This window comes from Leclercia pneumoniae (assembly GCF_017348915.1).
Taxonomy (GTDB): Bacteria; Pseudomonadota; Gammaproteobacteria; order Enterobacterales; family Enterobacteriaceae; genus Enterobacter; species Enterobacter pneumoniae.
Window position 1 is genome coordinate 832664 of record NZ_CP071383.1, and the last position, 11027, is coordinate 843690.

The 11027-nt window shown below is 51.1% G+C and carries 10 protein-coding genes, 1 tRNA gene and 1 pseudogene; 7 read left to right on the forward strand and 5 right to left on the reverse strand.

Annotation, left to right across the window (positions count from 1 at the left end):
• Window positions 1-99 precede the first annotated feature (99 nt).
• Window positions 100-1247 (reverse strand): IS3 family transposase gene (locus JZ655_RS03865; protein ID WP_160435769.1). Its coding sequence is split into 2 segments (ribosomal slippage): window positions 100-1010 and window positions 1010-1247, totalling 1149 coding nucleotides; the frame shifts between segments, so codons are not numbered across the junction.
• A 26-nt stretch (window positions 1248-1273) separates the two neighbouring features.
• Between JZ655_RS03865 and dkgB the strand changes: the two genes are divergently transcribed.
• On the forward strand, window positions 1274-2095 hold the full coding sequence (gene dkgB, locus JZ655_RS03870) for a 2,5-didehydrogluconate reductase DkgB (RefSeq protein WP_207293036.1): 822 nt from the start codon (window positions 1274-1276) through the stop codon (window positions 2093-2095).
• Between the two features lie 22 nt (window positions 2096-2117).
• Here the strand turns inward: dkgB and yafC are convergent, their stop codons facing one another.
• On the reverse strand, window positions 2118-3023 hold the full coding sequence (gene yafC, locus JZ655_RS03875; RefSeq protein WP_207293037.1) for a DNA-binding transcriptional regulator YafC: 906 nt from the start codon (window positions 3021-3023) through the stop codon (window positions 2118-2120).
• A gap of 103 nt (window positions 3024-3126) precedes the next feature.
• On the opposite strand from yafC, the gene JZ655_RS03880 reads away from it, so the two are divergent.
• The 3 genes from JZ655_RS03880 to JZ655_RS03890 all read left to right on the forward strand — a co-directional run bounded on the left by JZ655_RS03880 (window position 3127) and on the right by JZ655_RS03890 (window position 6169).
• Window positions 3127-4317 carry an MFS transporter gene (locus JZ655_RS03880; protein ID WP_207293038.1) on the forward strand — a complete coding sequence of 397 codons (1191 nt, stop codon included), beginning with the start codon at window positions 3127-3129 and terminating at the stop codon, window positions 4315-4317.
• Window positions 4318-4514: 197 nt separating this feature from the next.
• Complete coding sequence (locus JZ655_RS03885; protein WP_046886696.1) at window positions 4515-5315, forward strand: endonuclease/exonuclease/phosphatase family protein; 801 nt, start codon at window positions 4515-4517, stop codon at window positions 5313-5315.
• Window positions 5316-5398: 83 nt separating this feature from the next.
• Window positions 5399-6169 carry a class I SAM-dependent methyltransferase gene (locus JZ655_RS03890; protein WP_207293039.1) on the forward strand — a complete coding sequence of 257 codons (771 nt, stop codon included), beginning with the start codon at window positions 5399-5401 and terminating at the stop codon, window positions 6167-6169.
• A gap of 52 nt (window positions 6170-6221) precedes the next feature.
• Here JZ655_RS03890 and mltD read toward each other — a convergent pair whose 3' ends face one another.
• Together mltD and gloB are read right to left on the reverse strand one after the other, a co-directional pair.
• Window positions 6222-7589 carry a murein transglycosylase D gene (gene mltD / locus JZ655_RS03895; protein ID WP_207293040.1) on the reverse strand — a complete coding sequence of 456 codons (1368 nt, stop codon included), beginning with the start codon at window positions 7587-7589 and terminating at the stop codon, window positions 6222-6224.
• A 71-nt stretch (window positions 7590-7660) separates the two neighbouring features.
• A complete protein-coding gene (gene gloB / locus JZ655_RS03900; protein WP_207293041.1) occupies window positions 7661-8416 on the reverse strand; it encodes a hydroxyacylglutathione hydrolase in 756 nt (251 codons plus the stop codon).
• Between the two features lie 32 nt (window positions 8417-8448).
• On the opposite strand from gloB, the gene JZ655_RS03905 reads away from it, so the two are divergent.
• Window positions 8449-9165 carry a class I SAM-dependent methyltransferase gene (locus JZ655_RS03905; protein WP_046886700.1) on the forward strand — a complete coding sequence of 239 codons (717 nt, stop codon included), beginning with the start codon at window positions 8449-8451 and terminating at the stop codon, window positions 9163-9165.
• Here JZ655_RS03905 and rnhA read toward each other — a convergent pair.
• A pseudogene (gene rnhA, locus JZ655_RS03910) lies at window positions 9166-9742 on the reverse strand (ribonuclease HI).
• On the opposite strand from rnhA, the gene dnaQ reads away from it, so the two are divergent.
• Window positions 9696-10427 (forward strand): DNA polymerase III subunit epsilon, encoded by a 732-nt coding sequence (gene dnaQ / locus JZ655_RS03915; protein WP_040077050.1) that lies wholly within the window; start codon window positions 9696-9698, stop codon window positions 10425-10427. The pseudogene rnhA and the gene dnaQ overlap by 47 nt on opposite strands.
• Before the next feature lie 130 nt (window positions 10428-10557).
• Window positions 10558-10634, forward strand: a tRNA-Asp gene (locus JZ655_RS03920).
• Window positions 10635-11027 lie beyond the last annotated feature (393 nt).

Sequence of the window (11027 nt, forward strand, 5' to 3'; positions counted from 1 at the left end):
ATAACGACAGCAGCGATAATCTTCCTCACTTAATAACAAAATGATTTATGAGGAATGACATGACTATCCCTGCACTTGGTCTGAATCGCCACAGATAATCTAGACACTTCCGAGCCGCTGATAATATTGTTTTTCGTATTCAGTTGGTGGCATATGATCACTCGAACCATGCCGACGCTTACTGTTATAAAACATTTCGATGTAATCAAAAATATCACCGCGAGCTTCTTCTCGCGTTCCGTAGATCTTTTTCTTTATCCGTTCACGTTTCAGTAGCTGGAAAAAACTTTCTGCGACTGCGTTGTCATGACAGTTACCGCGACGGCTCATACTGCCCTCCAGCCCGTGTGATTTCAGGAACGACTGCCACTCATAGCTTGTGTACTGACTGCCTTGATCAGAATGAACCAGCACCTGCTTTTGAGGATTACGTCGCCACACGGCCATCAGAAGTGCATTCAGGACAATATCCTTTGTCATCCGGGGCTGCATTGACCAGCCAATAACTTTGCGCGAGAACAGGTCAACAACCACAGCCAGATACAGCCAGCCTTCGTGAGTCCGGATGTAGGTGATGTCCGTTACCCAACGCTCATCCGGTGCTTCCGGGTTGAACTGCCGCTGGAGCCTGTTGGGCGTCACGATGCTGGTTTCACCCTTACGTGCCCGTGGGCTACGGTACCCGACCTGAGCCCTTATCCCGGCACGCTTCATCAGTCGCCAGACACGGTTAACTCCGCACTGTTGTCCGGTATCCCGCAGGTCGAGGTGGATCTTGCGATAACCATAAACGCAACCCGACTCCAGCCAGAACTGCTTTATCAGCCCCGTCAGCCTCAGGTCAGCATGATGCCGCCGTGAATCCGGCTGCTGAAGCCAGGCGTAAAAACCACTCGGATGCACATCCAGCACCCGACAAAGCAGTCGGACAGGCCAGCAATAGGTGTTGTCACGGATAAAGGCGTACCTCAGTCGGACAGCTTTGCGAAGTACGCCGCGGCTTTTTTTAATATGTCCCGTTCGTCGGTAACCCGCTTCAGCTCTTTCTGGAGGCGTCGGATCTCAGCCTGAGCGTCTGACTGGACTTTATTGGTTGAGGAATCCGGGCCATATGCCTTTATCCAGGCATAAAGACTGTGGGTGGTGATACCGAGACGTGTTGCCACGCTGGAAACAGAATGGCCGCGATCAACAACCTGTTTTACCGCTTCAATTTTAAACTCTTCGGGATAACGCTTACCGCTCATGGGCACCTCTCTTTAAGTCATCTTAAATGACTCTGAGGTGTCTGTTAAACCCGTGGCGATTCAGTCTGGGCACTTTCCGTCTGAAAGACAACGTTGTTATCGCGTCGGTAAAAACTGCCCTTGAACTGGGCTATCGCACCATTGATACGGCGCAGATTTATGATAATGAAGCGGCCATTGGCCAGGCCATTGAAGAGAGCGGTATACCGCGTGACGCGCTTTTTATCACCACCAAAATCTGGACCGAGAATCTCAGCAAAGAAAAGCTGATCCCAAGCCTCATAGAGAGTCTGAAGAAGCTGCGTACTGAATACGTTGATTTGACCCTAATCCATTGGCCTTCGCCAAACGATGCGGTCTCTGTCGAAACATTCATGCAGGCACTGCTGGAAGCGAAAGAGCAGGGCTTGACCCGCCAGATCGGCATCTCTAACTTCACCATTCCACTAATGGAAAAAGCCATTGCAGCCGTGGGCGCGGAGAATATTGCAACGAATCAGATTGAGTTATCGCCCTATCTGCAGAATCGCAAAGTAGTGAGCTGGGCAAAAGAGCACGGTATCCATATCACCTCTTATATGACCCTGGCTTACGGTAAAGCGCTAAAAGATGACGTTATTGTTCGTATCGCCGACAAACATAATGCGACACCAGCTCAGATCATTCTGGCCTGGGCTTTAGGAGAAGGATTCGCGGTGATCCCTTCCTCGACGAAACGTGAGAATCTGGCGAGCAACCTGTTGGCGCAGGATCTCAAGTTGGATGACGAAGATAGAAAAGCGATCGCGGCGCTAGAGTGCAACGATCGTCTGGTGAGTCCGGAAGGATTAGCGCCAGACTGGGATTAATGTTTTCTGGCTCTCTGAACCCTTACTCAGCTCCTTCGGGAGCTGTTTTTATACGTTCACTCAGAAAATCAATGAAGGCGCGGATCCGCGTGCTTACCGCTCTGTCGCTGTAGTACACGGCACTGAAAGGCATCTCAACGGGCAGACGTTTATCTGCCATCAACTCTACCAGCTCACCTTGGGCTATTTCTTTATCAATCATGTAGTCAGACAGACAAGCGATTCCATTTCCCTCCAGACAGAGCTGTTTTAGCGTCTCTCCGCTGTTGGAAGACAATCCACACTCAATTTCATGTAGCTGCCCGTCATGGCAGGCTAGCGGCCACGTATTCAGGGACAAAGGCTCGGTAAAACCCAGGCACATATGTCGTTTGAGATCGTTCACCGTTGCGGGTTCGCCAAATTCTTCAAGATAGGCCGGAGAAGCAATAATCTTACGATAACTTTTAAACAGAGGGCGAGCGCGGAGGCTGGAGTCGGTTAATGTACCCGCCCTAATGGCGACATCAACCTTTCTCTCAATAAGATTAATAAATGTCTCTGAGGAGACCAGCGAAAGCGTCATTTCAGGATAACGTTCACGGAAAGGTTTGATGAGCGGCATCAGGAAATGCAGTACGACCGGCGTGGCGGCATCAATGCGTAATAACCCGCGCGGTGTGTTACGGCTCTCGATGATCTCGGTTTCTGCCGCTGCCATCTCCTGCAGTATGGACTGCACCCGGCGGAAATAGCGCTCTCCCTCTTCCGTCAGGCTGAGTTGCCGCGTCGTGCGGTTTAACAAGCTGACGCCAAGCTTCATCTCAAGCTTCTTCACTGACCGACTCACTGCTGAGTTGGCTTGCCCAAGCTGCTCCGCAGCACGACTAAAGCTTCCGCTTTCGACCACGGCGACAAAGATTGCCAGCTCTTCTGAGGTTGCTTTCATTGTTGCTATTTCCGCAAAATTATATTGATACTTTGACCATTTTTGTTATTTAAGCACTAACGCATACTACGTGTCATCTTAATCCTGATGAGACGGAGTTATTATGCCACTGGCATTACTTGCCCTGACAATCAGTGCCTTTGCAATTGGCACGACCGAATTTGTTATCGTAGGTTTAGTCCCTACCATCGCCGAACAACTTGCTATTACGCTGCCTTCAGCGGGGTTGTTGGTTTCCATCTATGCGCTCGGCGTCGCCATCGGCGCGCCAGTCCTGACCGCGCTCACAAGCCGTTTGCCGAGAAAGCAGTTACTCATAGGGCTGATGGTACTTTTCACCGCCGGGAACATGCTTGCCTGGCAGGCGCCAGATTATACGACGCTGGTGATTGCGCGCCTGCTTACCGGCCTGGCTCATGGGGTGTTCTTCTCGATTGGTTCGACCATAGCGACAAGCTTAGTGCCGAAAGAGAAAGCCGCATCGGCTATTGCCATTATGTTTGGCGGATTAACGGTCGCGCTGGTAACGGGAGTACCGCTGGGGACCTTTATTGGGCAGCACTTCGGCTGGCGTGAGACGTTTCTTGCGGTCTCTTTACTGGGCGTCATTGCGTTAGTGAGCAGTGTGTTACTGATCCCATCAAATATTCCGGGTCGTACAGCGGTGACACTGCTTGAGCAACTGCAAGTGCTCACACACCCGCGACTGTTGATCATTTATGTCATTACCGCCCTCGGTTATGGTGGCGTGTTTACGGCGTTTACCTTCCTGGCACCTATGATGCAGAACCTGGCTGGCTTTTCCCCCAGCGCAGTGAGCTGGATCCTGCTGGGCTATGGTGTCTCTGTCGCGATAGGCAATATTTGGGGCGGTAAACTTGCGGATAAACAGGGTGCCGTGCCGGCATTGAAGATTATTTTTGCAGCCCTGGTGATATTACTGATGGTGTTCCAGTTTACTGCGTCGATTCAATATGCCGCGCTGGCAACTGTACTGGTCATGGGGATTTTTGCCTTTGGTAATGTTCCGGGCCTGCAAGTCTATGTCGTGCAGAAAGCGGAGCAGTATGCCCCGAACGCGGTAGATGTGGCATCTGGCCTGAATATCGCGGCATTCAATATTGGTATCGCACTGGGGTCGATCGTTGGCGGACAAACGGTACAGCATGCTGGGTTGGCGCAAACGCCATGGATAGGTTCCCTTATTGTTCTGGCTGCATTGGTGCTGGTTGGCATCAGCGGCCGTCTGGATAAGACCGACAGCCCCGTTCTGAAAAATGCGTCTGAAGGCTAGTCAATCATTTGATCCTTTTGGTTTACCGAAGTGATAGTCCTGATGAAGCATCAGGACTATCAACGGTTATGCGGCAGCTTTCATAAACCCATTAAATGTTTCTCACCCATTGCATTGAAAGTGTGACCTGAAAACCTTATAACAATAGTACCCGCCCGTTTTTTGGGCGGTCCATGAGACTGAGGCCGTTTTCAACAGTGCGAAAGAATACCTATGCCATGCGCTATGTAGCCGGACAGCCAGCGGAGAGAATTTTACCTCCGGGCTCGTTTGCGACTATCGGCCAGGCATTGCCAGCCGGTGCGCCGTTAAGCAGCGACGAAAAAATTCGCGTGCTGGTGTGGAACATTTTTAAGCAGCAACGCGCCGAATGGTTATCTGTTCTGAAGAACTTCGGCAAGGATGCGCATCTGGTGTTACTGCAGGAGGCGCAAACGACCCCTGAGCTGGTCAGATTCGCTACCACAAACTACCTGGCTGCCGATCAGGTTCCGGCCTTTGTCCTGCCGCAGCATCCCTCCGGCGTGATGACGCTCTCTGCTGCACACCCGGTTTACTGTTGTCCGCTTCGCGAGCGAGAGCCTATTTTGCGGCTGGCCAAATCGGCACTGGTCACGGTCTACCCATTGCCTGACACCCGTTTACTGATGGTCGTAAACATACACGCCGTGAATTTCAGTCTGGGCGTCGATGTCTACAGTAAGCAGTTACTCCCAATAGGCGATCAAATTGCTCACCATAGCGGGCCGATTATCATGGCCGGGGATTTCAATGCCTGGAGCCGCCCGCGGATGAATGCGCTGTATCGCTTTGCCCGTGAAATGTCACTGCGCGAAGTGCGTTTTACCGATGATCAGCGCCGCAAAGCGTTCGGTCGTCCTCTCGATTTCGTCTTCTATCGTGGTTTGAACGTGCACGAAGCCTCTGTACTGGTTACGCGCGCTTCCGACCATAATCCTCTACTAGTTGAATTCAGTCCCGGCAAACCTGAGAAGTAATGGTTCGTCAGGTCTGCCGTGGGGCAGACCTGTGCTGGTGAGGTGCTGCCCTTTCTTTTTTTCTAACAACAAAGGACAGTACGATGACAACACAATCCCATCATGACAACGTAGAAAAACAGTTCGGTTCACAGGCAAGCGCTTACCTGTCAAGTGCAGTACACGCGTCGGGACGCGATTTAGTGCGTCTGGGCAAGCGTCTCGCCTCATTTCCAGACGCCCAGGTACTGGATTTAGGCTGTGGGGCAGGGCACGCCAGCTTTATTGCCGCCGGGCAGGTTGCAGGGGTGACCGCCTATGACTTATCCAGCCAGATGCTCGATGTGGTTAACGCGGCAGCAAAGGAAAAAGGGCTGACCAATGTGACTACCCGACAAGGGTATGCAGAATCATTGCCGTTTGCCGAGGGGAGCTTCGACGTGGTGATCAGCCGCTATTCAGCACACCACTGGCATGACGTCGGACAGGCGCTGCGCGAGGTTAAGCGGGTACTGAAACCTGGCGGTATTTTCATCATTATGGACGTGATGGCGCCAGGCCACCCGGTACGTGATATCTGGTTACAGACCGTCGAAGCGCTGCGCGATACCTCGCACGTACGTAACTACAGTAGCGGCGAATGGTTAACGTGGATGACCGAAGCGGGATTAATAGCTCGCACGATGGTGACCGATCGCTTACCGCTGGAGTTCAGCTCCTGGATCGCCAGAATGCGCACGCCAGAAGCATTGAGTCAGGCGATTCGACTCTATCAGCAGAGCGCATCCGCTGAAGTGAAAGCGTACTTCGAACTGCAAAGTGACGGCTCTTTTACCAGCGATACCCTTTTTGCTGAGGCGCAAAAGGCCAGCTAAATAAAAAAAGGCACCGAGGGGAATCGGTGCCTTTTTCTTTCTGCGCCTGTTATCAGGAGTCTGGCGTTGCGTTGTTTTTTACAAACAACGTCAACTGGTCGCCTGGCTGCAGATTGTCAGTATCATCATTCCAGCGCATCACATCTTTGATATTTACGCCGTGCGTTTTCGCGATACTAGAGAGCGAATCACCTTTGCGAACACGATAGGTAATGCTATCGCTGTTGCGGGCAAGACGCTGCGCGCTAGTACCCGCGCCAACGGTCAGGTTCTGACCTACCTTCAGGTTTGAACCACGCAGATTGTTCCACTGCTGCAAATCTTTGCTGCTCACGCCGAGTCGTGAAGCGATGCCCGAAAGCGTATCGCCTGAACGAACCTTATAGCTACGGCTGCTGACCGGTGAGTTATCGGCGAGCAGGGTTGACTGCACCGCAGCGATTTCACCAGACGCCAGCGAGTTACGTAGCTGTTCTGCATGCTTCTGCGGAACCAGCACGTATTTCGGACCACTGTTACCTAACGTCGAACCCTTCACGCCAGCGTTAAAGGCTTTCAGTTTCGTCACCGAGATGCCCGCCATATCGGCAACCTGCTTAAGTTCTACAGGATTGCTCAGACGCACTCTCGCCAGTGCCCGACTCTCGTCGGAAGTCGGTAACTGCACCCCATAACGTTTGCTGTTTTTGAGAATATCGCTCAAAGCCAGCATTTTTGGGACATACAGTTTGGTTTCCCGTGGCAGTGGAAGCGACCAAAAGTCCGTGGGTTTGCCACGCGCTTTATTCGCTTTCATTGCCTTCAGTACACGACCTTCACCGCTGTTGTAAGCCGCGACAGTTAGCAGCCAGTCACCGTCAAACATCTTGTTCAGACGCTGCATCATATCGAGAGCGGCCGTAGTTGAGGCGACCACATCACGACGCGCATCGTAGCTGCGAGTCTGTTTTAAACCATAATTGCGCCCTGTGCTCGGTATGATCTGCCAAATACCTGCGGCATTGGCACCAGACGTTGCGTGTGGGTCAAAAGCGCTCTCCACTATGGGTAGGAGTACCAGCTCCATCGGCATGTTACGTTTCTTAACTTGCCCGGCTATCCAGTACATATACGGCTCTGCCCGTAAAGTTACATCGTGGAGATAGCTCTTATTTCTTAAATACTTCTGTTTCTGTTCGCGTATCCGGCTGTTTTCCGGAATTCCCATCTTTAGCTCGTCGCCAATAGAGGCCCACAAGTCCTGTTCCTGCGCAAATGACGTCCCATCGTCCATCCATCGCGCCGAACTTGTAAACTTCCCTGCTTCCCCTTGACCAGCTGCAGAAAGGCTCTGTGCGTGCTGTTGTACGTTGCCAGTGTTCTGAGACGCCTGGCAACCCACAAGCAGGACAGAGGCGAGTAAAATCGCTTTTGCCTTCATGTGTGTGTCAATAGTTGCTTAAAAGACGAGCGATGATAACGACCAATTTTTGAAAAGGCAACCCGCAATTGTTAAAAGTTGTCTTTCTTAGCCCTCAACCATGCGAAACAGGCCTCAGGGTGTTGCATAGTTGTTTCTTTGTTGATTTTATCAATTAAAACAGGATCATCCGTTCGTAGAAAAACATTAACTTTACGTTCATTTTTCAGAATAACAGGGAGTGTTTTTTGGTTTTTTGCACGTAACTCATTAACTTTATGGTAGTAATCATTTATCGCCCGATCCTCAGGCAGAATGTGTCGGGCAAACTTCATATTTGCTAATGTATATTCATGCGCACAACAAATTAACGTCTCGTCAGGAAGCGCATTTATTTTTTGGAATGATTGATACATCTGGGCTGGCGTACCTTCAAAAAGTCTTCCGCAGCCGCCAGAGAACATCGTGTCACCGCAAAAAAGATAAGGGAAACTGAAGAAAGAAACATGTCCCAAAGTGTGACCTGGTGTAGCAATTACGGAAAACTCCGACCCCAGTATGAGGATCTTATCGCCATCTTCTACTACGCGTGTCGTACCCTTATCTTGCGTTTCAGCGGGGCCATATACCACAAGATGCGGGAATTTAGCGCGCAGCGCCGTCACGCCGCCCACGTGGTCATGGTGATGATGCGTTAACAGAATGGCGTCAGGCTGCCACTGGTTCTCCTCAATCGCCTGCAGAACTGGCGCGGCTTCACCGGGATCAACGATCACACAATGGTTTGTATCATCGGTCAAAACCCAGATGTAGTTGTCCTGAAACGCGGGAATACTGATAAGATTCATTTATTACCTCTGACTACGTAGCGGGTGTGTTGATGAAACCGGCAAGGATACCTCAGACAGTCTCACCACCGGAGCGATGGGCCGATTTGCCCTGGGGTGAATACTACCGCGAAGCGCTCGAGCAGCAACTCAAACCCTGGTTTGCAAAAATGTATGGTTTTCACCTGCTTAAGATTGGCAATTTAAGCGCGGAAATCAACTCGGAATGCTGTGCTATCTCGCACCAGGTGAATGTCTCTCTGGCTGGTCAGCCGCTACAAGTCAAAGCCAATCCATTGCACCTGCCTTTTGCCGAAAAGTCTGTCGATGCTTGTCTGCTGGCGCATACCTTACCCTGGTGTGGCGATCCTCACCGTCTTCTGCGGGAAGCCGATCGGGTGCTTATCGATGATGGCTGGCTGATTTTAAGCAGTTTTAACCCGATGAGTCTGATGGGGCTGCGCAAGCTGGTGCCCGTATTGCGTCGCACGCCGCCCTATAACAGCCGCATGTTTACGATGATGCGCCAACTGGACTGGCTCTCATTACTCAACTTTGAAGTGATGTATCACAGCGGTTTCCAGGTTTTACCCTGGACGCGGCGGGGCGGGAAGTTGCTTAGCACGCATTTCCCGGCGCTGGGCTGCATGCAGGTCATTGTGGCGCGCAAGCGGACTATCCCGCTCACGCTTAATCCGATGAAACAGAGCAAAAGCAAAACGCCGCTGCGTCAGGCCGTGGGTGCCACCCGGCAATACCGGAAGCCTTGATCAAGCCTCCGGCTGATAACCCACATCTTCATGAACCGGATTCATTGCCGCTGCCCGCGCCAGCTCATCACAGCGTTCGTTCTCTGGATGTCCCGCATGGCCTTTAACCCACTCCCAGGTAATCTGGTGCTGGCTTAATGCGGCATCAAGACGTTTCCACAGATCGACGTTCTTAACGGGTTTTTTATCTGCTGTCTTCCAGCCGCGTTTTTTCCAGTTATGGATCCACTGGGTGATCCCCTGGCGCACATACTGGCTGTCGGTGCTGAGCACCACATCGCAATGCTCTTTTAAGGCCTCCAGCGCCACGATAGCCGCCATCATCTCCATGCGGTTATTGGTGGTGAGCCGGTAGCCTTCACTGAAGGTTTTTTCATGCTCGCGATACCGGAGAATCGCGCCATAGCCGCCAGGGCCGGGATTGCCAAGGCAAGATCCATCGGTGAAAATTTCTACCTGTTTACGCATCTCTGGTAGACTTCCTGTTTTGAAACGATCGGTAAACGACAAGTCTGACATAAATGACCGCTATGAGCACTGCAATTACACGACAGATCGTCCTCGATACTGAAACCACCGGTATGAACCAAATCGGGGCGCACTATGAAGGCCACAAGATAATCGAGATCGGGGCGGTCGAGGTCATCAACCGTCGTCTTACCGGCAACAATTTCCATGTCTACCTCAAGCCAGACCGGCTGGTTGATCCTGAAGCCTTTGGCGTTCACGGTATCGCCGATGAGTTTCTGCTCGATAAGCCCACCTTTGCTGACGTCGCCGACGACTTTCTTGAATACATCACCGGCGCGGAGCTGATCATTCATAACGCATCGTTCGATATCGGCTTTATGGACTATGAGTTCAGTAAGCTTAATCGCGGCATTCCTAAAACGGATACCTTCTGTAAGGTGACCGACAGCCTGGCGCTGGCACGAAGAATGTTCCCGGGCAAGCGTAACAGCCTGGATGCGTTGTGCTCGCGCTACGAAATCGATAACACCAAGCGAACGCTGCACGGCGCACTGCTCGATGCCCAGATCCTGGCCGACGTCTGGCTAACGATGACAGGTGGTCAAACGCTGTTAAAGTTTGGCAGCGATAATGACGCACAGCAGCAGCAAAACGAAGGCGGCATTCAGCGTCTTGTTCGTCAGGCGAGCAATCTGCGGGTTATACGGGCAGGTGATGAGGAGCTGGTAAATCACGAATCACGTCTCGATCTGGTGCAAAAGAAGGGTGGGAGCTGCCTCTGGCGGGCATAAAGCCTGCTTTTTTGCTGTTAATATCATCGGGTGGGCGATTTTTGCAGCAAACGATTAAAAACAAGAGAAAAAGCATTGACGGGTTCTGAGGCAGACCGTAATATTCGCCTCGTTCCCAAGGGAACAACGCGGAGCGGTAGTTCAGTCGGTTAGAATACCTGCCTGTCACGCAGGGGGTCGCGGGTTCGAGTCCCGTCCGTTCCGCCACATTCAGAAGGCCTGAATCAGAAATGATTCAGGCCTTCGTCGTTTCTACTCTGTCTGTCCTTTCTATCCCCTCTCTTTCTTATCTCACTATTCCTTTTTGTTAACATTTAATTAATTTAAATGGTGCAATTTATTAACAATTGCAGCTTTTTGGTGCAATATTTGCACTGTTATTGTGCGTTTTATCGTCTGCGGGCTTTTTATCCGTTTCTCGATGTAACATTTCTGTAAAGAAATAACCCTTTTTTATCATCATCTTATCTGAGCGATCCCAGAAATTTCCTGAACCAATGCGTAATTGGTTCGTTAATTGCTTAATCATTAAGGCAATAAGTAAAAATCTATATCAATAACTTATTGTTAATAAAAATAAAGTAATGATGAAAGCAGGCG

Coding starts and splice junctions, on each gene's coding strand:
- dkgB (WP_207293036.1), top strand. CDS start 1,274: ATGACTCTGAGGTGTCTGTTAAACCCGTGGCGATTCAGTCTGGGCACT.
- yafC (WP_207293037.1), bottom strand. CDS start 3,023: ATGAAAGCAACCTCAGAAGAGCTGGCAATCTTTGTCGCCGTGGTCGAA.
- JZ655_RS03880 (WP_207293038.1), top strand. CDS start 3,127: ATGCCACTGGCATTACTTGCCCTGACAATCAGTGCCTTTGCAATTGGC.
- JZ655_RS03890 (WP_207293039.1), top strand. CDS start 5,399: ATGACAACACAATCCCATCATGACAACGTAGAAAAACAGTTCGGTTCA.
- mltD (WP_207293040.1), bottom strand. CDS start 7,589: ATGAAGGCAAAAGCGATTTTACTCGCCTCTGTCCTGCTTGTGGGTTGC.
- gloB (WP_207293041.1), bottom strand. CDS start 8,416: ATGAATCTTATCAGTATTCCCGCGTTTCAGGACAACTACATCTGGGTT.
- JZ655_RS03905 (WP_046886700.1), top strand. CDS start 8,449: ATGAAACCGGCAAGGATACCTCAGACAGTCTCACCACCGGAGCGATGG.
- dnaQ (WP_040077050.1), top strand. CDS start 9,696: ATGAGCACTGCAATTACACGACAGATCGTCCTCGATACTGAAACCACC.